The 25,212-nt window shown below is 69.8% G+C and carries 20 protein-coding genes; 3 read left to right on the forward strand and 17 right to left on the reverse strand.

Annotated features, from left to right (window positions below; translation table 11 throughout):
* Position 1: 1 nt before the first annotated feature.
* The gene (locus ACTJI8_RS13360; protein ID WP_440733920.1) at positions 2-922 is read right to left on the reverse strand and encodes a carbohydrate ABC transporter permease; all 921 of its coding nucleotides are present in this window, start codon (positions 920-922) and stop codon (positions 2-4) included.
* Complete coding sequence (locus ACTJI8_RS13365; protein WP_440733921.1) at positions 919-2,205, reverse strand: extracellular solute-binding protein; 1,287 nt, start codon at positions 2,203-2,205, stop codon at positions 919-921. Before ACTJI8_RS13365 ends, ACTJI8_RS13360 begins: the two co-directional genes overlap by 4 nt.
* A gap of 153 nt (positions 2,206-2,358) precedes the next feature.
* On the opposite strand from ACTJI8_RS13365, the gene ACTJI8_RS13370 reads away from it, so the two are divergent.
* Positions 2,359-3,354 (forward strand): LacI family DNA-binding transcriptional regulator, encoded by a 996-nt coding sequence (locus tag ACTJI8_RS13370; RefSeq protein ID WP_440733922.1) that lies wholly within the window; start codon positions 2,359-2,361, stop codon positions 3,352-3,354.
* A 106-nt stretch (positions 3,355-3,460) separates the two neighbouring features.
* Here the strand turns inward: ACTJI8_RS13370 and ACTJI8_RS13375 are convergent, their stop codons facing one another.
* The 5 genes from ACTJI8_RS13375 to ACTJI8_RS13395 all read right to left on the reverse strand — a co-directional run bounded on the left by ACTJI8_RS13375 (position 3,461) and on the right by ACTJI8_RS13395 (position 12,950).
* Positions 3,461-8,167 carry an ExeM/NucH family extracellular endonuclease gene (locus ACTJI8_RS13375; protein ID WP_440733923.1) on the reverse strand — a complete coding sequence of 1,569 codons (4,707 nt, stop codon included), beginning with the start codon at positions 8,165-8,167 and terminating at the stop codon, positions 3,461-3,463.
* Positions 8,168-8,534: 367 nt separating this feature from the next.
* Complete coding sequence (locus ACTJI8_RS13380; RefSeq protein WP_440734094.1) at positions 8,535-9,302, reverse strand: SURF1 family protein; 768 nt, start codon at positions 9,300-9,302, stop codon at positions 8,535-8,537.
* An 88-nt stretch (positions 9,303-9,390) separates the two neighbouring features.
* A complete protein-coding gene (locus tag ACTJI8_RS13385) occupies positions 9,391-10,512 on the reverse strand; it encodes a GuaB3 family IMP dehydrogenase-related protein (protein WP_440733924.1) in 1,122 nt (373 codons plus the stop codon).
* A gap of 33 nt (positions 10,513-10,545) precedes the next feature.
* Positions 10,546-12,234 carry an ABC-F family ATP-binding cassette domain-containing protein gene (locus ACTJI8_RS13390; RefSeq protein ID WP_440733925.1) on the reverse strand — a complete coding sequence of 563 codons (1,689 nt, stop codon included), beginning with the start codon at positions 12,232-12,234 and terminating at the stop codon, positions 10,546-10,548.
* A 71-nt stretch (positions 12,235-12,305) separates the two neighbouring features.
* The gene (locus tag ACTJI8_RS13395; RefSeq protein WP_440733926.1) at positions 12,306-12,950 is read right to left on the reverse strand and encodes a TetR/AcrR family transcriptional regulator; all 645 of its coding nucleotides are present in this window, start codon (positions 12,948-12,950) and stop codon (positions 12,306-12,308) included.
* Positions 12,951-13,047: 97 nt separating this feature from the next.
* Here ACTJI8_RS13395 and ACTJI8_RS13400 point away from each other — a divergent pair, with 97 nt between their 5' ends.
* Positions 13,048-14,538, forward strand: a complete 1,491-nt coding sequence (locus tag ACTJI8_RS13400; RefSeq protein WP_440733927.1) for a DHA2 family efflux MFS transporter permease subunit — start codon at positions 13,048-13,050, stop codon at positions 14,536-14,538.
* A gap of 210 nt (positions 14,539-14,748) precedes the next feature.
* Here ACTJI8_RS13400 and guaB read toward each other — a convergent pair whose 3' ends face one another.
* From guaB to groES, 5 genes are all read right to left on the reverse strand, one after another.
* On the reverse strand, positions 14,749-16,251 hold the full coding sequence (guaB, locus tag ACTJI8_RS13405; RefSeq protein ID WP_440733928.1) for an IMP dehydrogenase: 1,503 nt from the start codon (positions 16,249-16,251) through the stop codon (positions 14,749-14,751).
* A 198-nt stretch (positions 16,252-16,449) separates the two neighbouring features.
* Positions 16,450-16,929 carry a hypothetical protein gene (locus ACTJI8_RS13410; protein WP_440733929.1) on the reverse strand — a complete coding sequence of 160 codons (480 nt, stop codon included), beginning with the start codon at positions 16,927-16,929 and terminating at the stop codon, positions 16,450-16,452.
* 157 nt (positions 16,930-17,086) lie between these two features.
* Positions 17,087-18,022, reverse strand: coding sequence for a helix-turn-helix domain-containing protein (locus ACTJI8_RS13415; RefSeq protein ID WP_440733930.1), 936 nt, complete (start codon positions 18,020-18,022; stop codon positions 17,087-17,089).
* A gap of 369 nt (positions 18,023-18,391) precedes the next feature.
* Entirely contained in the window at positions 18,392-19,351 is a 960-nt protein-coding gene (gene rarD / locus ACTJI8_RS13420; protein WP_440733931.1) for an EamA family transporter RarD, read from the reverse strand.
* A gap of 126 nt (positions 19,352-19,477) precedes the next feature.
* A complete protein-coding gene (gene groES / locus ACTJI8_RS13425) occupies positions 19,478-19,774 on the reverse strand; it encodes a co-chaperone GroES (RefSeq protein ID WP_440733932.1) in 297 nt (98 codons plus the stop codon).
* Between the two features lie 250 nt (positions 19,775-20,024).
* On the opposite strand from groES, the gene ACTJI8_RS13430 reads away from it, so the two are divergent.
* A complete protein-coding gene (locus tag ACTJI8_RS13430; protein ID WP_440733933.1) occupies positions 20,025-21,275 on the forward strand; it encodes a THUMP-like domain-containing protein in 1,251 nt (416 codons plus the stop codon).
* A gap of 6 nt (positions 21,276-21,281) precedes the next feature.
* Here the strand turns inward: ACTJI8_RS13430 and ACTJI8_RS13435 are convergent, their stop codons facing one another.
* The 5 genes from ACTJI8_RS13435 to tsaB all read right to left on the reverse strand — a co-directional run bounded on the left by ACTJI8_RS13435 (position 21,282) and on the right by tsaB (position 25,148).
* Positions 21,282-22,235, reverse strand: coding sequence for a hypothetical protein (locus ACTJI8_RS13435; protein WP_440733934.1), 954 nt, complete (start codon positions 22,233-22,235; stop codon positions 21,282-21,284).
* Between the two features lie 244 nt (positions 22,236-22,479).
* Positions 22,480-22,923 carry a hypothetical protein gene (locus tag ACTJI8_RS13440; RefSeq protein ID WP_440733935.1) on the reverse strand — a complete coding sequence of 148 codons (444 nt, stop codon included), beginning with the start codon at positions 22,921-22,923 and terminating at the stop codon, positions 22,480-22,482.
* A complete protein-coding gene (tsaD, locus tag ACTJI8_RS13445; protein WP_440733936.1) occupies positions 22,923-24,029 on the reverse strand; it encodes a tRNA (adenosine(37)-N6)-threonylcarbamoyltransferase complex transferase subunit TsaD in 1,107 nt (368 codons plus the stop codon). The genes ACTJI8_RS13440 and tsaD overlap by 1 nt, the downstream gene beginning before the upstream one ends.
* Positions 24,022-24,465, reverse strand: a complete 444-nt coding sequence (gene rimI, locus ACTJI8_RS13450; protein WP_440734095.1) for a ribosomal protein S18-alanine N-acetyltransferase — start codon at positions 24,463-24,465, stop codon at positions 24,022-24,024. Before rimI ends, tsaD begins: the two co-directional genes overlap by 8 nt.
* 35 nt (positions 24,466-24,500) lie before the next feature.
* Positions 24,501-25,148, reverse strand: a complete 648-nt coding sequence (gene tsaB, locus ACTJI8_RS13455; protein ID WP_440733937.1) for a tRNA (adenosine(37)-N6)-threonylcarbamoyltransferase complex dimerization subunit type 1 TsaB — start codon at positions 25,146-25,148, stop codon at positions 24,501-24,503.
* Positions 25,149-25,212 lie beyond the last annotated feature (64 nt).

Here is a 25,212-nt window from a genome sequence, read left to right on the forward strand (position 1 = left end):
GTCAGGTCCTCTGCCGAAAGAAGCGGAACTGGACGATCGCCAGGATGCCGACGAGCACGAACAGGACGTACGCGCCTGCTGCCCCGACCGAATAGTTCCCGTATTTGAACTGGTTGTAGACCTGCAATGCGATCGAGGTCGTCGAGTCCAGCGGGCCGCCGTTCGTCATCACGAACGGCTCGTCGAAGAACTGCATGTACCCGGTGGTGATGAGGATCGTGTTGAGGAGGATCGTCGGCATCATCATCGGGATGGTCACCCGGAAGAACTTCTGCCTGGCGTCGGCCCCATCGATCGACGCCGCCTCGTTGATCTCCGACGGGATGCTCTGCAGCCCCGCAAGGAAGATGACCATCGATCCGCCGATGTTCCGCCAGATCGCCATCACCGTGATGGCGAGGAGCGCCGTGTGCGGATCGCTCAGCCAGTTCGGTCCGTTGATCCCGATCCAGCCGAGGATCGTGTTGATGACCCCGGTGTCCTGGTACATCAGGCGCCACACGATCGCGACGGCGACGATCGTGGTGATCACCGGCATGTAGTAGCCGACGCGGAAGAACGTCGCCACCCGGCGGCTCAGCGAGTTCAGCAGGACCGCGAGGACCAACGCGATGAACATCGTGGCGGGCACCCCGATCACGACGAACAACAGCGTGTTGCGCAGCGCGTGCAGGAACGACTCGTCGGTGAGGACCGTGACGAAGTTCGCGAACCCGACGAAATCGACGTTGAACGGGTTGCGGATGTCGCGCGCCCTGAGGTCGGTGAACGACATCGCCAGCGAGCTCACGAGCGGGATCATGCCGAACACACCGAACGTCAGCACGAACGGCGCGACGAAGATCCACGCGATGAGCGCCGAGCGGCGGCGCTGCGCGGCCAGGGAAGAAGTCTTCCCCGGCCGCTTCGGCGTGCTGTTCACCACCCGAGCCCGATCCCGTCCGCCTTGGCCTGGATCTCCTTCGCGGCCTGCGCACTCGTGATCTGCCCGCTGGCGACCTGCTCCGAGTATTTGCCGAGGAGATCCGCGATCTGCGACCACGCCGGATAGTTCGGCATCGCGACGGTGTCCTTCATCTGCTGCATGAGCACCTTCGTCACGGGATTGTCCTGGATCGACGGGATCTCACCGGCGGCGATGTTCGCGGGGAGCTCCTTCTGCAGGCCGAACCATTCCTCCTGCTGCGTCTTCTTCCCCATCCACGACAGCAGCGACCATGCCGACGCCTTGTTCTTCGCCGAGGCGAAGACGCCGAGGTTGCCCCCGCCGATGTACTGGTTGTTGTTGCCGCCGGGACCGGTCGGGAACACGGTGTAGCCGACCGCGTCCATGGTGAAGTCGGCGGGTGCCGTGCCGGTCTTGATCGCCTGCGAGAAGACATCGAGCATCCACGGTCCCGAGATGAACATCGGCGTGCCGCCGTTCTCGAACGTGGCGTCGGTCGTCTCCAGAGGCGCCTCGTGACGCGCGAAGAAGCCGGCGTAGAAGTCCAGCGCCGAGATCAGCTCAGGCGTGTCGATGGTCCACTTCTTCCCGTCCGTCAGCTTTCCTCCGGCCTGCGAGTCGAACGGCACGATGACCTGCGCGGGCTGCTCGACCGGTCGCGGCAGGCTGATGCCGTAGGCCCCTCCGGGGCGGGCCTTGAAAGCAGCCGCCATCGTCTCGATGTCCGCCCAGGTCTTCGGCGCCGACAGGCCGAGCTGGGCCGCGATGTCCTTCCGATAGAACAGGAAGCGGGTCTCGACGTACCAGGGCATCGCGTAGGAACCGTCCTGGCCGGTCACCGAGTCCACCGCGGCCGGGTAGAAGTCCTTCGTGTCGTAGACGCCGTCCGGCACCCGCTCGAAGGCACCCATGCCGATCGCGGTGGCCGTTTGATCGCTGCCGGTCATGATGATGTCCGGGCCCTTCCCCGCAGCCGTCGCGGTCTGGACCTTCGTGATCACCTGATCCCAGGGCACATCCGTGACCTTCAGGGTGGCGTGCGGATTCGCCTTCAGCCACGGCTTCGCGAGAAGCTTGAGATTGTCGGCGTGGCCGCCGGCCGTCCAGACTTCGACGACGCCATCGGCCTTGCCCTCTGCGGCCGGTCCGGCGGCCCCCTGCCCACCGGCCTCGCCGGCAGCCCCGCGCCCGCATCCCGAGAGGATCAGGACGGCGCCGAGCGCCATCGCCGTGATCGTGGTGGCTCGCAACCTTCGCATGCGCACTCCTTCGTGTTTCGACATGTCTTTACGAAATTTCGACTGCTGTTGTCGAAACATTAGGGCGCAAAGCTCGATCCGTCTACTGCCAGAATCGCTTTTCTTCTGCCGGAGCGTGCGATAGTGTTTTCGGAAAGTCCGATGAAGGGAACCATGGCAGTCCACCTCGACCTGATCGCTTCGGAGGCCGGAGTCTCCGTTCCCACCGTCTCGAAGGTCCTGAATTCGCGCCCCGACGTCGCCCTCGCCACGCGGGAGCGCGTCACCGCGGTGCTCGAAAGGCACGGCTATGCGATCCGCCCCCGAGCAACCACGGGTTTCCTGGATGTCCGCGTCGTCAGCCTCGATGGAGCATGGTCCGAGGCCGTCGTGCGCGGCGCGGTCGAGGCCGCACGAACGCACGGCAAGGACGTCGTGCTCGCCGTGGAACCGTCACCCGACGACTGCGATGACTGGGTGCGGCACGCGCTGGCCCGGGGCACCGACGGGTTGTTGAGCGTCGTCGCCGTGCCGAGCGATGACGCACGTCGCGCTCTTGCCGAGGCCGGCGTCCCCCTCGTCGTGGTGGATCCGCTGCACCGTGCCCCCGAGGGCACACTGTCGATCGCCGCCACGAATTTCCAAGGCGCTTTCGACGCCGCACAGCATCTGCTGGCCCTCGGTCACCGGCGCATCGCGACGATCACGGGATCGCTCGACCAGGACAACGCGATCGCGCGCCTTGCGGGCTTCCAGGCGGCGATGCTGCAGGCCGGGCTCCGCGTCGACGACGACCTCGTCGTTCGCGCGCATTACGGCATGGACCAAGGACTCGCCGCGACGAACACCCTGCTGGCGCTCGCCCAGCCGCCCACAGCGATCTTCGCCGCGAGCGACGACACCGCGATCGGGGCGATCCACGCCCTTCACGAGCAGGGGTTGCGCATCCCCGACGACATCTCGGTGATCGGCTTCGATGATCTGCCGCCTGCGGGCTGGACGGATCCGCCGCTGACCACCATCCGCCAGCCTCTAGCGCAGATGGGCGCTGCCGCCGTGGACGCACTCGTCCAGCTTCGACTCGGCCGAACCCCTGCAGCCCGCACGGAGCTGTCGACGACCCTGGTCGTACGATCCTCGACGGCCTCGCCTCGAACAGATCAGGCCTGACCGAGGGGCCGGCTCGCCCTACCGACCCGACAGGGCCGGCCCACGGCACGGACGACGGAGGCCGCCGGGCGAACCCGACGGCCTCCGTTGATCGCACCGTGGCGGATCAGCCGAAGAAGGACTTCAGCAGATCCCACACCCAGCCGAAGACCGTGCCGATCACCTCGAGCACGCCGCCGTGGCCGTTGCCGCGGCTGACCTGCACGGCTGCGGTGGCCTGGTTGCCGTCGGCCTGCACGACCGCGAGGGTGTATTTTCCGGGCTGCGTGCTCTTCGGCACCACGGGTGCCGCCGAGAACGCACCGTCCACACCGACCACCGCCGTACCCAGTGCGACGACCTCGCCCTTCTTGCCGCGCAGCTCCAGCGTCACGGTCTGACCCGGGGTGAACTTCGCCCCACGGATCGCCACCGGACCGCCGGCCTGCACCTTGCCGTTGCCGGCGACCTCGACGGTCCCCTGGAACGGCCCGGTCTGACCTGCCACCGTGATCGGCAGGTCGACAACGGTGCCCGTGCCGGCGACCGCGACGTGCAGCGTCTGCGCGCCGTTGAGGCCCGCGGGGATCGCGAACGTCAGCGTGGCCTTGCCCGCCTCGTCATACGCGTCGAGCGTCATGGCCCCATCGACCGCGGACGTCGCGAGCGGCGAACCGCCGAGCGAGACCGTGACACCGCCCGGAGCCTGCTCCCCCGCGGTGAACGCGAGCGAGCTGAGGTTCAGGGTGACGCTCTCTCCCGGCTTGTAGCCGGCCGCATCCGTCGGAGCGGAGAGCACCGCACCGACCGCGCGCTGAGCGAGATCCGGGGTCGCGGTCTTGTTCGCGGCGAACCAGTCGACCATCGACTGCAGGTCCACCTTGCCGGTGTCCTTCTTGTCGGTGCCCTGCTGGAACGCCGTGAACGCGTCGCCGCCTGCCGCGAGGAAGGCGTTGGCCCCCACCGTGTAGGTCGCGGCCGCATCGATCGGTGCGCCGTTCACGAAGATGCCCGTGATGTGCGACCCCGCCGCAGCGGCCGGGTCGTACGTGTAGGTCAGCTCCTTGGAGACGCCGAGCTTGAGGAACGGACGCGCGGAACCCGCGGGCTGCCACTGCTGCTCGAGCACCTGCTTCACCTGGGCGCCGGTGAGCTTCACCGTCATCAAGGTGTTGGCGAACGGCTGCACCGTCGCCGCCTCCCGGTAACTGACGCTGCCGTCCGCATCCCCCGCGCCGTTGGACGCGTAGGTGAGGTTGGCGCGCAGACCACCCGGGTTCATCACCGCGAAGTCGGCTCCGGTGGACCACTTCTGCACGTCGGCGACGAAGTTACCCAGGGTGGACTCGCCACCGCGGTTCTCCGTCTTGCCGTCGCTCTGCCGTGCGCGGTTGAAGTCGGCGGTGATGTCGCCGAGCTTCACAGCACCCAGCTCGTCGGCCTTCTTCTTCGCCGCGTCGACGATCGCCTGCACCGCGGGGTCGGCCGGGTACTGCGGCACCTTGTTGACGGTGAGCGGCTTGATCTCGTTGGTGATCGAGAGCAGCTTCTTCGTGGCGGGGTCGACCTTGAGGTCCATCAGGCCCATGTTCTCGCCGTACTGGCCGGCGGAGACCACCGGGCGTCCGTCGATCACGTGGTTGTACGCGAGGTGCGTGTGCGCCGAGACGATCGCGTTCACGCTCTTGTCGACGCCGTTCACGATCTCGCCCAGACGCGACTCGGGCGTGATGCTGGCCACATCGGTGGTGGTCGCGCCCTCGTGCACGAGCAGGATGATCACATCGGCCTCGCCGTTGGACTCATCGCCGTCCTTCAGCGTGGCAGCCACCTGGTTCACCGAGGTGGCGATGTCGCGCACCTCGAGGCCCTTCATGCCGTCCGGCGAGACGAGGGTCGGCAGATCCTCGGTCACCGCGCCGATGAAGCCCACCTTGATGCCCTGCACGTCCTTCACCCACGCCGGGGTGAGGGCCGGCTTGCCGTCGGCGGTGAGGAACACGTTCGAGCTGAGGTACGTCCAGTCCGCACGCGGGATGACCCGGTCGCGGAGGTCGGCGTAGCCCTGGTCGAACTCGTGGTTGCCGGCCGCGCTCACGTCGAGACCGGCGGCGTTCAGCGCGTCGATCGTGGGGTTGTCCTGCTGGATGAACGACGTGAACGTGGAGGCGCCGATGAGGTCACCGGCAGCCGCGAAGATCGTGTTCGGGTTCTGCTTGCGGAACTGCTCGACCGCGCCCGCCACGACCGCGGCGCCGGCGGCGGCGCCGTCGGCCTCGATGCGTCCGTGGAAGTCGTTGATCGTCGCGATGTTGATGTCGACCGGATCCGCTGCGCCCTTGAGCCCGACGACGATCGGGTCGTGGTCGCTGGAGCGGTACGGCGTGCCCGCCTCGGTGGCGGCGAACGCGTAGCCGCGGTCGCTCCACTCCGGCGAGTTGATGTTCCACACGCCGGCGCCGGTGATGGCCTTCGCTGCGGACGGCGACGCGATCACGTGGTCGAGGGATCCGAGCTCACCGTCGAAGGAGTAGGTGTACTGCCCCGCCGCGTGCGTCGGCTCGACGTCGGTCCACCCGGCCTGGGTGAACACGTCGATCGGATCCTCCTTGCCGTAGGCGTTGAAGTCTCCGACCAGGAACACGTCGCCGCTGCCCGAGTCGTTCTGCACCTTCTGCGCGAAGGCCAGTTCGGCCTTGGCCTGCGCGACGCGGTCGGCGTTGAAGAAGCCCTGGCCGTCGGCCGGCTCCGGTCCCGCATTCTGCGGCGGGGACTTCGACTTCAGGTGCGTCGTGACGACCGAGAGCACGCGACCCTGGGCGGTCTGGAACGTCTGCGCGATCGGCTCGCGCGCATTGCCGAACACGGTCTCATCGACGATGGTCGAGGCATCGCCCTTGAGCGTGACGGACGCCTTCTTGTAGATGATCGCGGTGGTGATCGCGTCGGTGATGGACGCGTCGTTCAGCGCCTGCGGCGTGCGGACGTAGTCCCACACATCGGATCCGGCCGCGTCGTTGAGCCCCTGGACGAGGTTCTGCAGCGGCGCGTCGAGCGGGAGTCCGAACTTCGGGCCGTTCTCGACCTCCATGAGACCGACGACGTCGGCGCCCAGGCCGTTGATCGCCGAGACGATCTTCGAGCGCTGGATCTGGAACTGCGCCGCCGTCTTCGCGCCACGCGCGTCGGCGTTCTCGCTGGAGAGCGTCGTGAAGAAGTTGTAGACGTTGAACGACGCCACCTTCACGTCGCCGCCGGTTGCCGGCGGGGCGTCCGTGCGCGGGTTCTCGTTGCCGAACGTCGGCTTGTGCGAGGCGTCGCTCGTACCCGAGATCGGCACCACCGGCTGCAGCCGCCAGTCGTCGAAGCCGTACTGCAGGACCTCGCCCTCGGCGGGGAAGCTCACGGTGTCGCCGTTGCGCACGACCGTGTCCTTCGTGAAGTACGGCTGACCGCCGGTGTGTCCGCCCTTTCCGATCTGCGACGACCAGCCGTCGTCGAGCAGGATCCGGTTCGCGCGGTTGGCGGCGGTGATCGCGTCTGCTTCGGCACCGGGGCGAGCGAGCTCGGTCGCCTTGACGTTGAGCTTGTCACCGGCGTTGAGCCACAGCGTGCCGTAGTTGTACAGCTGGTGGCTGGACGCGAGCTTGTACGTACCGGTGGGCGCGACGAGCATGTTCTCGTACGCCTCACGGTCGGCGCCGCGCACGCTGTCGGGCAGCGCGACCGGCTGCGGCAGGCCCGCGCCGGCCGTCACCACGGAGATGTCGCCCACCGTGGCCGGGGTGATCTGCGTCTGGCCGAAGTACTCCGACACCTTGCCCGTCACCGAGACGAGGTCGCCGCGCGCCACGGACGGGGCGAGCGCGTTCAGGTAGACGAAGATGCCGTCCGAGGCGCCTGCCGTCTTGACGTCGCCACCGGTGCCGGCGGTCTGGATCGTGACGCCCTTGTAGCCGCCGGTGCGGTAGTCGCCGGTGACGACGCCCTGCACGGTGACGGTCTGGTCGACGAACGGCGAGGTGTCGCTGGTGCCCTGCACCTCGGCGATGGCCTTCGCCGCACCGGGAGCGGGGGTGTCCGTCGGGGTCGGGGTCGGCGTGGGGGTCGGGGTGGGCGTCGGCTCGGGTCCCGGGTCGGTGCCGTTGTTCTTGGTGTTGGTCGGCGTAATCGACGCCGAGAGCGCGAAGTCGACGTTGTTCGCGTCGGTGTCCGCGCCCTGGGCGCGGTTGAGCGACTTCACGTCGGTGTTGCCCGCGGGAGCGGTCGCCGCGGCGCCCTCGAACGTGTTGGACGTGCCATAGCCGAGCAGGTCGATCACGTCGGCGCTGCCGACGACGGATCCGGTCGGGAGCGCGACCGCCGACGTGCCCTTGACGAGCGCGATCGTGCCCGCGGAGCCGCTGGGGTTCAGGCCGCCGGTCGCGTCGGGCGAGGGCAGCGCAGCGCCGTTGGCGCCGTTGCTGCCGCCCTGCACGAGGTAGTAGCCGTGCGCGGGGATGGATCCGGCGAGCGGGACGACGCCGTTGGCGTTGCCCGTGCCGCTCGCGGAGCGGTACTGCACGGAGGTGCCGTCGAGCGCGACCGCCGCGTCGGTGGGGTTGTAGAGCTCGACGAACTTGTTCGTGAACGCCGCGCCGGCGCTGCCGCCGGAGAGATACGCCTCGTTGATCACCACCCCGGTTCCGGAGGTGTCGGCGAAGGCCGGGAGCGCCACGAGGGCGCCGGCGCCGACGGCGCTGATGGTGGTGACGGCGAGCGCGCACAGGCGCACCCGCCTTCTGCGATTCACGGCGGGAACCACGCGGTTCTCGTCGGCAGGGACGTTCGTCAAGGTGCTGTCTCCTCGCGGGGTGGGGCGCCGGCCGCCTCGTGGGACCGCCGACGGCGCCGCCTGGGGACGGCGCATACGACCCGACCCTAAGCGAGGCTATGCGTGGGCTTCAAGGACCTTAGGGGCGCGCTGAGAGGAGTTCACTGTCAGGACAACGGATCTTCACCGGATGGCGCGCGAAGGTGCAGGGCAGACGCGCTCCTTGCTCGTACGAGCGGGAGGTTCGCGGTCGTCTCTTCGGAGATGTATGCCATCCTCGGACCGGATCCGGGAATCCCTCCGAGCGAAGCGCACATCTCCGACGCGAGGGGGCAGGCCGCGGCCCACGGTGGCGCGCCGGGACTCAACTCGCAGCAGAGTGCGGGACTCAGCCGCCGGCGGTGCCGTGCCGCTCGTCGAAGTCCTCGACCTCGCGCTCCCAGGCATCCTTCGCCAGGCGGTACCAGAGGTAGAACGCGAAACCCGCGAAGATCGCCCACTCGACGGCGTAGAAGATGTTCAGCCAGTTGACCGAGGAGTGCTCCTCCGGCGCCGGCGAGGAGATCGTGTCGAGTCCGCCGAGCGGGGTGGCGGAAGCGAGGTACGGCCGGTAGACGTTCAGCTCGGCGGTGTCGTGCCAGAAGCCGAGCAGCGCGGCCGGTGACATCCGGTCCATGCGGGTCGGCTGGTCCTTCGGCGGGGCGACGGGCCCCTCATCGGAGATGAGGCGACCGGTCACGGTGACGACGGATCCGTCGGCCGTCTGCTCCAGGCGCTGGACGGCAGCCTTGGCAGCCTTCTCATCGGGAGCCCAGCCGATCGCGACCGCGAGCGAGGTGGGCTCCGTTGCGCCGGCGATGCGCAGCTGCCCGGTCACCCAGTAGCCCTCGGCGCCGTCGTTGAAACGCGAGGCCACGACGAGGAAGTCATCGGGGACCCAGGATCCGCTGGTCTCGACGCGCTGACCCACCAGAGGTGCGTCCAGGTAGGCGCCGGGCTTCACGACCTGGTCGATCGGCAGCACCTTCTCGGTGGCCCCCGGCGGCGGCGGGTTCGTGTCGATGGCGCGGCCGAGCTGCCACTGGCCGAGCCAGGCGAACACGCCGGCCACCACGAGGCACAGCAGCAGCATGCCGATCCAGCGGCCGCGCAGCATGACCTCGCGCAGGGTCGGCGGGAACTCCGGGGTCGGAACGGCGGAGTGCTGCGGAGAGGACACGGGACGGTTCAAGAACGGCGGACGTTCAGGACTCGTACGGGGAGAGCACGACCTCGACGCGCTGGAACTCCTTGAGGTCGGAGTAGCCCGTGGTCGCCATCGACTTGCGCAGCGCGCCGATGAGATTGGCGGTGCCGTCGGCCACAGGGGCCGGGCCGTACAGGATCTCCTCGAGCGTCGCGACGCCGCCGACCGCCACACGGCGACCGCGCGGCAGCTTCGGGTGGTGCGCCTCGGGACCCCAGTGGAAGCCCTGGCCGGGAGCGTCGGTGGCTCGCGCGAGCGCGACGCCGAGCATGACCGCGTCGGCGCCCGTCGCGAGGGCCTTGACGATGTCGCCCGAGGTTCCCACGCCGCCGTCGGCGATCACGTGCACGTAGCGGCCTCCCGACTCGTCGAGGTAGTCGCGGCGCGCGGCCGCGACGTCGGAGACGGCGGTGGCCATCGGCGCGTGGATGCCCAGCGTGGCGCGGGTGGTGGACGCCGCTCCCCCGCCGAAGCCGACCAGCACGCCCGCCGCGCCGGTGCGCATGAGGTGCAGGGCCGCGGTGTAGGTGGCGGCACCGCCCACGATCACGGGCACGTCGAGGTCGTAGATGAACTTCTTCAGGTTCAGCGGCTCGGCGACGCTCGAGACATGCTCGGCCGAGACGGTCGTGCCGCGGATGACGAACAGGTCGACGCCCGCCTCGACCACGGTCTGGTACAGCTCCTGGGTCCGCTGCGGCGTGAGGGATCCGGCGACCGTGACGCCGGCCTCGCGGATCTCGGCCAGACGCGCCTTGATCAGCTCGGGCTTGATCGGCTCGGCGTACAGCTCCTGCATGCGCGACGTGGCGGTGGTCTCGTCGAGACCGGCGATCTCGGTGAGCAGCGGCTGCGGATCCTCGTACCGGGTCCACAGCCCCTCCAGGTCGAGCACGCCCAGGCCGCCGAGCTGGCCCAGCATGATCGCCGTGCGGGGGCTGATCACCGAGTCCATCGGGGCGCCGAGCACCGGGATCTCGAACGGGAACGCATCGATCGTCCACGCCGTGGAGACGTCCTCCGGGTTACGGGTGCGCCGCGAGGGCACCACCGCGATGTCGTCGAACGTGTATGCGCGACGCGCGCGCTTGCCTCGGCCGAGCTCGATCTCCTGAGTCACGACCCCAGCCTACCCGGGTTGCCTCTGCCGCCCTCAGCGGGTGCGCGCGACCCGGCGCTCGTCCCATACCGGAGCGTCCGACTCGTAGACGCCGCCGTCCTCGCCGAACACGAGGAAGCGGTCGAACGAGCGCGCGAACCAGCGGTCATGGGTGACCGCGACGACCGTGCCCTCGAACCTCGCGATCGCCTCTTCGAGCGCCTCGGCCGACTCGAGATCGAGGTTGTCCGTGGGCTCATCGAGCAGGAGCAGGGTCGCGCCGGACAGCTCGAGCAGCAGCACCTGGAACCGGGCCTGCTGCCCGCCGGAGAGCTGCGAGAACTCCTGCTGCGCCTGGTGCACCAGTCCGTAGCGGTCCAGCGCCGAGCTGGCCGCATCCCGGGGCATCCCCGCCCTGCGGTCGTCTCCGCGGTGCAGGATCTCCAGAAGCGTGCGTCCGGCGAACTCCGGATGCGCGTGGGTCTGCGCGAACAGGCCTGGCACGACGCGGGCGCCGAGCACTGCGGTGCCGGAGTGGGCGACCTCGTCGAGCCGCTCCCCCGCGCCGGTGAGATGTCCGAGCGTCGCATCGGGATCGCTGCCGCCGCGGGCCAGCAGCCGCAGGAAGTGAGATTTCCCGGATCCGTTCGAGCCCAGCACAGCCACACGGTCGCCGAACCAGAGCTCGGCATCGAAGGGCCGCATGAGACCGGTCAGCTCGAGGTCGGTGCACACGATCGCGCGCTTGCCCGTGCGTGCACCGCGCAGTCGCATGTCGAAGTCCTGCGCAGGCGGGCGCTCCTCGGGCGGACCCGCCTCCTCGAACTTGCGCAGTCTGGTCTGCGCGGCCTGATAGCGCGAGGCGAAGCCGTCGTTCGCGGACGCCTTGACCTTGAGGTTCGCGACGAGAGTCTTCAGCTTCTCGTGCTGCTCGTCCCAGCGCCGGCGCAGCTCATCGAGCCGGTCCAGCCGATCGATCCGCGCCTGATGGTAGGTGCCGAACCCTCCACCGTGCACCCACGCCGTGGCGCCCGCGCCGCCCGGCTCGAGCGTGACGATGCGATCGGCCGCCCTGGCGAGCAGCTCGCGGTCGTGCGACACGAGCAGCACCGTCTTCGGCGTCTCGCGCAGCCGCTCCTCGAGCCAGCGCTTGCCTGGCACGTCGAGGTAGTTGTCCGGCTCGTCGAGCAGCAGCACGTCATCCGGGCCGCGCAGCAGCGCCTCGAGCGCGAGCCGCTTCTGCTCGCCTCCCGAGAGCGTCGCGAGATCACGGAACCGCGCCCGCTCGAAAGGGACGCCGAGAGCGGCGACCGTGCACTGGTCCCAGACCGTCTCGTGCTCGTATCCGCCGGCGTCCGCGTATTCGGCGATCGCGGTCGCATACCGCATCTGTGTGGGCTCGGTGTCGTCCTCGATCAGGGCGTTCTCGGCGGACTCGAGCGCCTCGGCCGCCTCCCTGATCCGCGAGGGCGCAACCGCGATGAGCAGCTCGTGCACGGTCTGCCCCGCGCGACCATGGCCCACGAACTGGTCCATCACGCCGAGGGATCCGTCGATCGTCACGACCCCGGCGTCCGGAGCCTGGTCGCCGCGGATGATTCGCAGGATCGTGGACTTGCCGGCGCCGTTCGGCCCGATCAGGGCGCTCGTGGATCCGGCGCCGACGCGGAACGAGGCCTCATCGAGCAGGGGGCGGCCGTCGGGCAGGGTGAGCGAGACGCCGGCGACATCGATGTATCCCACGGTGGTGGTCCTTTCGCCCGCGAGCTCTTGCGCGACAGCGAGCCGACCAGGCTATCAGGAACAGCGGCCGGCTACAGCCGGTGCTCGTTGCGCGGCAGCACCTCGAGCACATGCGGCAGCTTGTTGGGGAAGCACGCCCGGAACAGTTCGGTGATCTGCGGGTCGGATCCGTAGTCGTCCACGATCCGCAGTCCGATCATGGTGCTGATGAGCATGCCCTCGGCGAGGAAGCTGCGCGCGTCGTCGGCCTCGAGGCCCACCTCGTCGCGGAAGAAGCGCCAGACCCTCGCGAACCCCTGGCGGGCCGCAGCTCCGATGGCCGGGTTGCTGCCGAGGAGGTAGGCGTGCGCGAGCGTCTGGTGCAGACCCCGCACCTCGATGAGGTCGACGTAGGCTTCTCCGATGCGCCTGCCGACAGGTCGCTCCCCATCCTCGTCCGACGCGGCGAGCGCCTCGCGGAAGACCGACAGCAGGCGGTCGAGCGAGAACTCGATCGTCGCGAGGAAGAGGTTCTCCTTGGATCCGAACAGGCGCACGACATAGGGCTGACTGACGCCTGCGGCGCGCGCGACCTGGTCGGTCGTGGCCCCCTCGTAACCGCGCGAGCCGAAGACCGTGAGCGCGGCGAGGATGATCTGCGCGCGCCGCTCCGGGGAGGAGAGACGGCGGCCGGAGTCGTCGCCGTGGGCGGTGTCCGTGGGCGCTGCCGATGTCATGCCGAAAGGTTATCAGCGAATGACTTGACTTTGTAATCATTCGATTACTACATTGACTCCAGCGCTAGTAATCATTCAATTACAACTGGAGCTTCCCATGACCGTTTCCTCGCCCGCCGCAGCCGCTCGCCGGAGCCGCAACAGCCTCGTGCCCCGGCCATCGCGCCCGGTCGCGCTCGTCATCGCCGCCGCCTCCCTGCCGATGTTCATGGCGACCCTCGACAACCTCGTCATGACCAATGCCCTCCCCGTGCTGCACCGCGAGATGGGCGCCACGATCGAGCAGCTGCAGTGGTTCGTGAACGCGTACACGCTGGCCTTCGCCGGCGCGATCCTCGTCGCCTCCGCGCTCGGCGATCGGTTCGGCCGCCGCACGGTGTTCGCCCTCGGCATCGCCCTGTTCGGGGCCGGCTCATTGTTCGCGGCGCTCAGCACAGACCCGGGCCAGCTCATCGCCGCCCGCGCCGTGCAGGGGCTGGGTGCGGCCGCCGTCATGCCGCTGTCGCTCGCCCTCCTCACCGGCGCGGTGCCCGCCGCGCGGCGCTCGCTCGCGATCGGCATCTGGGGCGGTGTCTCCGGGCTCGGCGTCGCCGTCGGACCGCTCATCGGCGGCGCCATCATGGAGGGCTGGAACTGGCAGGCGATCTTCTGGATCAACGTGCCCATCGCCGTGATCGCGATCCCGCTGGCCCTGATGGTGCTCGCCAACGACTTCGGCGCCCGCGTGCGTATCGACGTGCCGGGCGCGGTTCTCGCCGCCGGCGGCGTGCTGGCCCTCGTCCACGCGATCGTGCGCGGCAACGACGACGGCTGGGACACGATCGGCGTGATCGCCGAGCTCGCCCTGGGCGGCGCGCTCCTGATCGCGTTCCTCGTCTGGCAGCTGCGTTCGGCCGCGCCGCTCATGCCGCTGCGGCTGTTCCGCGACCGGTCGTTCTCGATCACGAACGTCGTCGGCTTCGCATTCAGCTTCGGCACCTTCGGATCCGTGTTCATCCTGATCCAGTTCCTGCAGGTCGTGCAGGGCGCGACCCCGCTCGAGGCCGCCGTGCAGACGACGCCGTGGACGCTCGCGCCGATGATCGTGGCGCCGCTCGCGGGCCTGATCGCGCCGCGCGTGGGCACGAGGGTGCTGCTCGTCACCGGCCTGCTGCTGCAAGGCGTCGCCCTGGGCTGGCTGGCCGCCCAGCTCGCCACAGACGTGCCCTACGCCGCTCTCGTCGCACCCTTCGTCCTCGCCGGCATCGGCATGGGCCTCGTCTTCGCCCCCTCGGCGACGGCACTGCTCGCCACGCTCGGCCTGATCGACCACGCGAAGGCGTCGGGAGTGAACTCCACGCTCCGCGAGCTGGGCGTCGCCCTCGGCACCGCCGTGATGACGGCGATCTTCGTGGGCGCCGGCGGCCAGCTGCTGCCCGACCACTACGTCGACGCCGCTCGCCCCGCCGTGTTCACCGGCGCCGCGGTACTGCTGGTCGCCGCCGTCATCGCGCTCTGGCTGCCGGCTGGGCGCGGCGGGCACGCGGAGGATGGGATCGACGTCGAGGCGGAGGCCGCCATTCCGGAGGCTCTCGCCGCGGGTCGCTGAGCCCCCCTGCTCGCTGGTCGCGGATTGCGGTTCTGCGGCAGGAATGACCGCAATACGCGACCACCGAGGGGAAATGGATCCCGTTCTCTCCGCTCGCTGGTCGCAGATTGCGGTTCCACGGCAGGAATGACCGCAATACGCGACCAGTGAGCAGGGCCAGGTGGACGACGAAGGCCAGGATCCGATTTCAGGATCCGGGCCTTCGAGATCTCAGCGCTTGTAGTTCGGCGCCTCGACGACGATCTGCACGTCGTGCGGGTGCGACTCCTTGAGCCCGGCCGCCGTGATGCGCACGAACTTGCCGCGCGTCTTGAGCTCCTCGATCGTGCGCGCGCCGACGTAGAACATCGACTGGCGCAGGCCGCCGACCAGCTGGTACGCGACGGCGGACAGCGGGCCGCGGTAGGGAACCTGTCCCTCGATGCCCTCGGGGATGAGCTTGTCGTCGCTGGGCACGTCGGCCTGGAAGTAGCGGTCCTTCGAGTAGGACGTCTGCTTGCCGCGGGTCTGCATCGCGCCGAGCGAGCCCATTCCGCGGTACAGCTTGAACTGCTTGCCGCCCTGGAACACGATCTCGCCCGGGGACTCCTCGGTACCGGCGAGCAGGGATCCGAGCATCACGGCGTCGGCACCGGCGACGAGCGCCTTGGCGATGTCGCCGGAGTACTGCAAGCCGCCGTCCGCGATGACCGGGATGCCGGCCGGGCGCGCCGCGAGCGACGCCTCGTACACCGCGGTGACCTGCGGCACTCCGACGCCGGCGACGATGCGGGTGGTGCAGATCGAGCCGGGACCGACGCCGACCTTGACGGCGTCCACTCCGGCGTCGACGAGCGCCTGCGCACCCTCGCGGGTGGCGACGTTGCCGCCGATGATGTCGATGTGCGCGAAGGACGGATCCGCCTTGAGTCGCTTGACCAGGTCGATCACGCCCTGCGACTGGCCGTTGGCGGTGTCGACGACGAGCACGTCCACACCCTTGTCGCGCAACGCCTCGGCGCGCTCCCAGGCATCGCCGAAGAAGCCGATCGCCGCGCCGACCCGCAGGCGGCCCTGGTCGTCCTTGGTGGCGAGCGGGTACTTCTCGCTCTTGTCGAAGTCCTTGATGGTGATCAGGCCGGCGAGCGTGCCGTCCTCGTCGATGAGCGGCAGCTTCTCGACGCGGTGCTTCGCGAAGAGCGCGATGACCTGTGCGGCCTCGACGCCGACGGGCGCGGTCACGAGGTTCTCGCTCGTCATCACGTCGCGCGCGAGTGTGGTCTGCTTGGCGGATCCGGAGACGAAGCGCATGTCGCGGTTCGTGACGATGCCGACCAGGCGGCCATCGGGGTCGACCACGGGCAGACCCGAGATGCGGTACTTCGCGCACATCGCGTCGACCTCCGCGATCGTCGCGTCGGGGGTCGTGGTGATCGGATCCGTGATCATGCCGGACTCGCTGCGCTTGACGCGGTCGACCTGCGCGGCCTGATCGGCGATGGAGAGGTTGCGGTGCAGGATACCCAGGCCGCCCTCGCGCGCCATGGCGATCGCCATGCGCGCCTCGGTCACGGTGTCCATCGCACTGGAGAGCAGAGGTGTGGCGACCGAGATCCGGCGCGTCACACGCGAGGAGGTGTCCGCCTCGCTCGGGATCACGTCCGTGTGCCCGGGCAGGAGCAGGACGTCATCGTAGGTCAATCCGACAAAACCGAACGGGTCGTGCTGCTCCATGGGTTGCGGGGCTCCTCTTCTGCGCGCGTGTATCGATTCTAAGTGCCGCGTGGGGTGCGGTATTCCCAGGAACGGACTCGTGGAGTGGACGCTCAGGGGCGCTCATCCGCGGCGCATGCGAGCAGCCGCCGTCACAGGGGGATGACGGCGGCCGCGGGCGAAGAGGAGAACGGGGCCGATCCCGGTCCCGCCGCCGGATCAGGCCGTGATGGTCGCAGTGCCCGTGCCGCCGAGAACCTCGGCGGTGATGGCGCCACCCACCGGCGCGACGTTGTTGAACGTCACCTTGACCTGCGCGGTCGTCGACGCCGTCACCTGGAAGATGACCGGCCCGCCGGCCGCAGGGTCGCCGCTGACGAAACTCAGGCCGGACAGGCCCGAGTACGAGGCGGCCGTCGCGCCGTTCGCGAATGTGAAGGTGACGAGGGTGCCGGCCTTGAGGGAGCCGTCGACGTAGTTCGCGCCGTCGGTGTACTGGCCCTGGATCTTGAAGTTCGGGTTCGTGCCGACCTTCGGGTTCGCCGTCGCGGTCACTTCGGCGTAGTTCGCCACGGGCGCCGTCTCACTGGCCGCCGCGAGCGGCGTCGCCACCGCCGCGGCGATGACCGGCAGCGACCACGCGGCACCCTTGACGATGGCGCGGCGGGGTACCTGGCGTGCGGGAAGGGTATCGGGCATGACTGCTCCAGTTCTGTCTGCGTCCGTCGGGGCGGAGGCGGTGAGACCGCTCCCCGCGGGTGCCGGGGGCGGTGGTCCTCCGTCATCCAACCCGCGGATCCTCCCTCGGGAGCACCGAGCGCTCCACCCCGTCGACCCGCGTGCGAAACCGGTCGTGTCAGGTATGACTACGGCCTGACAGGCCGGATCGTGCCGCCGCACGCAGGCGTGCAGGCGACGGCAGGTCCTCGGCCGCCATCGCCCGCGCCAGACTCGACCCGTTGCTCAGACCGACCTGCACGGCGATCGCGTCGATCGTCTGCGGCGGCTGGCCCTCCTCCTGCAGCAGGGCCACGGCGGCGGCCACGCGAATGCGCCGGATCTCCTGTCGGATCGTCCGGCCCGACGACTGGAACTCGCGCTCCAGCTGGCGCAGCGACACATTCACCTCGGCCGCCACCTCCGCGGGGCTGAGCCCCGCGTCCGCATGACGTTGCCGCAGGATCGCGGCGGCGCGCTGATGGATGGAGGGCACGGTCGCAGGCCCGACGCCGATGGTCGCCCGCCGGATCGCCACCAGGAGCATGTCGCGCAGGATCTGCGAGAAGCGCCCGCGCGAGAGTACATCGATCTCGTCGTCGCCGTGCAGAGTGTGCACGAACGCTCCGATGGGCCGGAGCAGCGCCGCGTCCTCGATGGGGATCGCCGCATTCCTCGGCAGCGAGAACTGCGGGATCTCGTCCAGGGGCATGCCGATGCCGATCATCTCACCGGAGGATGAGGACGATATGCGCACCGAGGCCGTTCCGGTCACCACGATCCCCTGGCCATCGCGGATCACCTGCCGGCCGTCGCGGGTGGGGATCTCGACGGATCCCCCGCGCACCAGGAACAGTCTCAGGCGTCCGGCGGCGACACCGGAGGCGCGGTCGGAGCCGGCGTCGTGCTCATGGACCGAGATGGTCACTGCGCCGAACACCAGGTTCTTCGGCGGCGCGGACGCGGCCGGAGCCCCCGCCGCACGGAGAGCCCCCGTGCTCGTGACACTCGGCCGATCTCGGACGCTGCCCAGCCGGGCGACGACGTCCCCGGACGGAAGTTGCTGAACCAGCACGCTTGCCTCCCCATGGCTCCCCACGAGCCGTTCCGATATGCGCGAGACTTTCGGGCATCCGCACCTCGACTCGCCACAGAGGAAGGAGTCGGCGACCGGGAGGAGGTGACGCGCGCGCCGATCACAAGCGGGGTCGCACGCACTCGGCGTAAGGAGGCGGACGTGGCCACAGCGAGGCCTCGGGCGCGCGCGGGGCCGGCTCTGCGGGCCACTGGGGCCGGGCGCTCAGCGACCCTGCTCGCTGCGCCATCGTCGCGCAGACCCGGATCTAGAGGACGCGGATCCCGCAGACGCGGACCCTGCAGACGCGGGATCCAGCAGACCCGGATCCGGTCGACCCCGATTCCGAAGCCGGCCGCCGCGAGAGGGTCAGGGCACGGGGATCGTGTCGGTGCCGGGGTTCGACGCCTCGACCGTTCCTCGGCCGGATCGGATCCGGCGGGCGGCGAGAGCGAGGTCGATCAGGAACACGGCGATCGCGACCCAGACGATCGCGAAGCCGATCCACCGCTCGGTCGGCATCGGTTCGTGCATGACGAGCACGCCGACCAGGAACTGCATGATCGGGGTGATGAACTGGATCATGCCGATCACGGTCAGCCCGATCCTGCGGGTGCCCGCGGCGAACAGCAGCAGCGGCACGGCGGTGGCGATGCCCGCGAAGGCGAGCAGGCTCGCATGGAGCGGGCCGTTCGCGCCCATCGTGATGCCGGTGGTGAGTCCCACGGCGATCAACTGCACGACGGCGACCGGCAGCAGCCAGAACGACTCCAGGGTGAGACCGCTCACGGCGTCGACCGAGGGACCGATCTTCTTCTTGACGAGTCCGTAGATGCCGAACGAGGCGGTCAGCGAGAGCGCGATCCATGGGAAGGTGCCGTGGGCGAAGACGATCACCAGCACCGCTACGGTCGCGATCCCGATCGCGACCCACTGCAGCCGGCGCAGCTTCTCCTTGAGCACGAACACGCCCAGCAGCATGGTGCCGATCGGGTTGATGAAATAGCCGAGGCTGGTCTCGACGATCTCGCCGTTCAGGGTGGCGAGGACGAACACCTGCCAGTTGATGTAGATCAGCACCCCGGCGAGCGCCGTCAGCGCCAGCAGTCGCGGCTGCCGGACGATCGTCATCAGTTGCTTCCAGCCTCGGGTGATCGCCAGCAGGATGAGGCAGAACACGAACGAGAGCGCGACCCGCCAGGCCACCAGTTCCCACGGGCCCGTCGGCGCGAGCAGCAGGAAGTACAGCGGCAGCACGCCCCACAGCAGATACGCACCGATCGCGGAGGCGACGCCCACGGTCTGGGCGCTGCGGGGGGTGGTGGTCACCGATCCACCTTATTGCCGTGAAGCGACATCAGGTCCGCCGCCTCCGATCGACCGCGGGTCCGGATCCGGGAACGACGAAGGCCCGGACGCACAGGGCATCCGGGCCTTCGAGACGTCAGTGGACGCTCAGCGCACCACGACGGCGAGCACGTCGCGCGCGGACAGCACGAGGAACTCGTCGCCGCCGAACTTCACCTCGGTGCCGCCGTACTTGCTGTAGAGCACGCGGTCGCCGACGTTGACGTCGAGCGGGACGCGGTTGCCGTTGTCATCGATGCGGCCGGGGCCCACGGCCACGACCTCGCCCTCCTGGGGCTTCTCCTTGGCGGTGTCAGGGATGACCAGGCCACTCGCGGTGGTCTGCTCGGCCTCGACCTGCTTGATGACGATGCGGTCCTCGAGCGGCTTGATGGAAACCGACACGGTCTACCTCTTTCTTGACGGTTCAAGACTGATTAGCACCCTCAGCCTGAGAGTGCTAACGACAGTCTAGGCACATCGCTGGCACTCATGCAATCAGAGTGCCAACCTGCCCCTGCCGTCCGCCCCCGCGCCGAGAGCACACGCGCTCGCCGACCGCACGGCGTGTTGGCGCGAAGAACGTGTGCCCTCGCCGACAGCGCGTGCACTCGACGGGCCGGTCCGCGCATGGCGGACGGATAGCCTGGACCGCGTGGATATGAGCGAACTGCGAATCCTGCTGACGCCCGAGGCGCTGCGGGCGATCGACGAGCTCGGCGGGATCGGATCCACGGATGCGGCCGCCCGCGCTGTCATGCGCCTGCGGGCCGAGGGGCACTCCCCCGAGTTCGTGTCCGCCGTGGTCGGCCAGGCGCGACTGCGCACGAAGGGGGCGGCGAAGTTCGGCGAGTTCGCGGACCGGATGCTGTTCACCCGCGCCGGCCTCGAGCAGGCGACCCGGCTCGGCGTCGCCGCGCGTCATGCCGGACGGATGCGCGCCGCCGGGATCGCGCACGTGTCCGACCTCGGCTGCGGGATCGGCGGCGACGCGCTGGCGTTCGCCGGCGCGGGGCTGCGGGTCACGGCCGTGGACGCCGACGAGGTCACGGCCGCGCTGGCGGCGTACAACCTCGCACCGTTCGGATCCGACGCCGAGGTGCGGCACGGGTTCGCGGAGGATCACGCGCCCTCGACCGCTGGAGACGGCGTTTCGTCTCGGTCGCCTTCGGCGTCCTCGCTCAACGACCCCGGAGGGGCGACCGAGGCGGTGTGGCTGGATCCGGCACGGCGCAGCGCGGGGCATTCCGAGACCCGTCGCGTCTCCGCAGACGACTACTCCCCCTCGCTGGACTGGGCATTCGCGCTCGCCGCGCGCATCCCCACCGGAATCAAGCTCGGGCCCGCCCATGACCGGGAGACGATCCCCACCGACGTCGAGGCACTGTGGGTGAGCGCGGATGGTGACGTCGTCGAGCTGGTGCTGTGGTCGGGCGAACTGGCGCGCGAAGGTGTTCGGCGGGCTGCGCTCGTGATGCGCGGCGACCGCGCGCACGAGCTGACCGCCCCTGCCGACACGGAGGACGCCGAGGTGCGGGAGCTCGGCGCCTATGTGCACGAGCCCGACGGCGCCGTGATCCGCGCCCGCCTGATCGGCGACCTGGCGCGCAGCCTCGACGCGGGCATGCTGGATCCGCACATCGCGTATCTGACCTCCGATGCTCCTGCCGACAGCCCGTTCGCCGCATCGTTCCGGGTGCGCGAAGTGCTGCCGATGAACCCGAAGGCGATCGGATCCGCCCTCAAGAAGTCGGGCATCGGACGCCTGGAGATCAAGAAGCGCGGCGTGGACGTGGATCCGGCCGCGTTCCGCAAGAAGCTGAACCTGCGCGGCTCCGCCGAGGCGACCCTGATCCTCGTGCGCATCGGCGACAAGCGGCATGCGATCCTCACGGACCGGGTCTGAGAGCCGTCATGGCGCCGTGAGGAGTCCCTCGACCCCGACATCGGCGTTCTCCGTGATGATGAGATACGGCACGGCGTACACGGCGAAGCGCATCTCGATGATCGCGGAGGGCCGGTCCCGCGTCGCGGCCAGCTCCAGCCTGACCACCGTCCCGCGCGGATCCACAGGCTCGGTGAAACTGAGAACCTTCGACGAGCCGTCATACGTGCTGCCATCCGATCCGCACGCCCGCTGCGTTTCGGGGGCCTCGACGATCAGGCATTGGGATGTTCCGCTGTCCGCGTAGCCGCGCCAGATCGTCAGCCCCCGCCAGCGCCCGACGATGGACAGCCCCTCGAGCTGCTGCTCGGCCGAGATCCTCGCCGTCGCCGCGATCTCCGCGTCGCTCATCCCCTGGTTCATCGTCCGCGACTCGGCCTCCCAGCGCTGGATGGCCCCGCCGGGGAACCCTCGTCCCGCGAGGAACACGACCCCTCCGTAGCCGACCTGCACGTTGCGGCCCGAAGCCGGAGCAACGGTCGTGTTCACCTGAAGGGAGTACGGATTCTTCTTGAGGTCCTCGATCCGCTGGCACTGCCGCTCCATCGGCAACCCCGGCACGTCCAGCGCGGCGCAGCGCAGTTGTCCACCCACCTCCGTCCAGGTCCACAACAGGGCATCCGCCTGCCGATCGAGCAGCAGTACGCTCCCGGGGTCGTACTTCGCGTCGTGGAGGAGCGTGTCCCGCCGCTCAGCCTCGCCGGACCGGAGGGCGAGCCCCACGTCGGGCGGGCGCGGGATGGCCCAGCCGATCAGCAGACCGACGAGGATCAACGCCGCCGCTGTGCCGATGAGGTAGCGAGGGCGCTTCCCGCGGCCGGTGGCGAACCAGGCGACTACCCGTTCACGAGCTGTCCCGAACGGCCGACTCCGTCCCGTTCCACCGACGATCACGCCGGATCCGTCAGCGAGACCGGACATCGTCGGCGGATCGGGCGCGAGCGGTGGGGGGCCTTCATCTCGGTGCGCTGGCTCCGGAACAGGTCGGGCGCCTGACGTGGGTAGTGCCCCTTCGGCAGGCTCCGGGCCCGGCGCGGCGGCATCCGCGCGCCGCAGCTCCGTCAGCCGCGCGGCCTCGGCCGGACTCAGGCCGGATCCGACCCGGCCGAAGGCACGGCGCTCCAGCTCGCGACGTTCCTCGCCCGGTTCCGGATCCGCCATGGCGCTATCCGAACCAGCCGAACCGGTAGGCGGCCCAGAGCAGCCATCCCGCGCTGTACAGCGTTGCCACGCTCCCGAGCACGAGCGCCCAGACCGCCAGGGCACGACTCTCCTCCGGCCGGCGCAGCGACATGATCGCGGCGATCACCGAGACGATCGCGACCGGGATCCCCCAGCCGACGAACAGCGAGGCGAACAGAGCCACGATCGCGGACAGCAGCGCCCATGGCGCCAGCCGCGGCTCGGCGGGCGCCGGCGTCGGGGCCTCGGTCCCGTCCGTGGGGTGCCACTCCTCGTGTGCCACCGTCGCGCCGTCCCGGTCGAGCTCGAGATCCTCGATCTCGACCCCGCCGTCCAGCTGCGGCCCGCTCTCCACCCCCACGGGCACCGGAGCCGTCGGCAGCCGGGTGTAGCGCTGCGGATCCTTCCCGTCCGTGGTCGCCATCATCAGACCTCGGCGCCCACGCGGACGCGAGCGTCCGCCGCTGCGGAGGAGTCCTCTGCGACCTGGATCTCGGTCACCGGCAGCGTCGAATCGGCGCCGAACGCGAGCGTGGAGGGGCGCCGGCCGGAGGCGATCAGCTCCGCCGCGAGCCCGGCGATCATGGCGCCGTTGTCGGTGCAGAGCGACAGCGGCGGAATCCGCACCGTCACTCCCGCCTCCGCTGCACGGGCGAGCGCGACGTCGCGCAGCCGGCGGTTCGCGATGACGCCGCCGCCGAGCAGCAGCCGAGGCACGCCGCGGTCGGCGCAGGCCGCCAGCGCCTTTGTCACGAGCACGTCGACCACGGCCTCGCGGAAGCTCGCGGCGACGTCTGCCACGGGGATCGGGTTGCCCGCGGCCTCCTCCCGCTCGATCCAGCGGGCGACCGCGGTCTTCAGCCCGGAGAAGGAGAAGTCGTAGCGGTGCTTGTCCAGATCCGACGCACGCGACAGCCCTCGCGGGAACCGGATCGCGGCGGGATCCCCGTCCACCGCCGCACGGTCGATCTCCGGCCCTCCGGGATACGGCAGGCCGAGGATGCGGGCGACCTTGTCGAACGCCTCGCCGGCGGCATCGTCGACGGTCTCGCCGAGCAGTTCGACGTCGGAGGTGAGGTCGCGCACGTGCAGGAGCGAGGTGTGCCCGCCCGAGACGAGCAGCGCGATCGTGGGGTACTCCAGGGGCACGGAGTCGGGTGTGAGGATGTCGGCGGCGATGTGCCCGACGAGGTGGTTCACGGCGTACAGCGGCTTGCCGAGCGACACCGCCAAACCCTTCGCCGCACCGATGCCGACCATGAGCGCACCCGCGAGTCCGGGCCCGCTGGTCACCGCGACCGCATCGAGGTCTTCCAGTCGCACCTGCGCCTCGGCGAGCGCCCGCTCGATCGCCGGCTGCATCTCCTCGAGGTGCGCCCTGGCGGCGACCTCGGGCACGACGCCACCGTACCGGGCGTGCTCGTCCATGCTCGACGAGATCGTGTTGGACAACAGGGTCCGGCCGCGGACGATCCCGATCCCGGTCTCGTCGCAGCTCGTCTCGATCCCGAGCACGAGGGGCTGGTCAGTCATCGGATCCCTCCGCGGGCAGGTCGAGCTTCATGATCACGGCGTCCACGTCGTCGGGCTGGTAGTAGCCGGCGCGCCGGCCGATCTCGGCGAACCCCTCGGAGAGGTACAGCCCCTGGGCGACCGGGTTGTCGGCGCGCACCTCGAGGAACACCTCGCGTGCGCCGCGCTCCGCCGCTTCTGCGAGCAGCGCCCGCAGCAGCGCTCTGCCGCGGCCGGATCCGCGGTGCTCGGCATCGAGGGCGATGGTCTGGATGTCGCTGTCGGCGGATCCGCGCAGTGCGCGCACGCCCCCGTAACCGACCACGTGCTCGCCCTCGGCCTGCTCTGCACCGTTCTCCACGTCGACGAAGTAGCGGCCGTGCGGGCTCGCGAGTTCAGCCGCCATCAGCTCGACGCTCCACGCGTCGGTCGGGAACGAGCGCCGTTCGATGAGCATGATCGCATCGAGGTCGGCCGTCGTCGCGGCGCGGATCACGACCCCACCCGCTTCGGCGCCGAGGGCACGCGGGCGTCCGGAGCGCGCAGGTAGAGCGGCTCGGATCCGGTCAAGGTGCGTCCGGCGGCGACCGCGCGGCGGGCGACACGCGCGACGGCAGCTCCCGAGATCGCGGCGACCTCGAAGCGACGCAGCGCCCCCAGCTTGCGATCGACGTCGCCCTGCGGCACGAGCACCGTGTCGACCACGGCGTGCGGGATGCCGTCCACGTCGATCCCCTCGTACACGGTCACCGCGGTCTCGCGGCGGCGGGCGTCGGTGAGGATCGCGAAGGGGTGCTGCGGCGGATGCTCGCCCTCGATCACGGCGAGCGCGGCGGCGTGGTGGCTGGGCACGGCGATCACCGGAACGCCTCGCCCGAGCGCGAATGCGCGTGCGGCGGCGATGCCTATCCGCAGCCCCGTGAACGGACCGGGCCCCATGCCCGCGGCGACATGCGTGAGCGGATCCGGCACCTCCTCGGAACCCTCTGCCGGCGCGGCCGCGAGCACCTGCTCCAGCAGGGAACCGATCGCCTCGGCGTGACCGAGATGTCCGGCCTGCGCCACATCGGCGAGGGTGCGGCCATCGCGACCGATCAGGCCGACGGCCGAGCCGAGTGAGGTGTCCACGCCGAGAATCACCCTTCCAGGGTAGCCGCCGTGGCCGCCGACCGGTCCTTGCGCGCGGTCCGTCCCCGATCCCTCG

The organism is Microbacterium sp. 22303, assembly GCF_052045265.1.
In the GTDB taxonomy this organism is placed as follows: Bacteria; Actinomycetota; Actinomycetes; order Actinomycetales; family Microbacteriaceae; genus Microbacterium.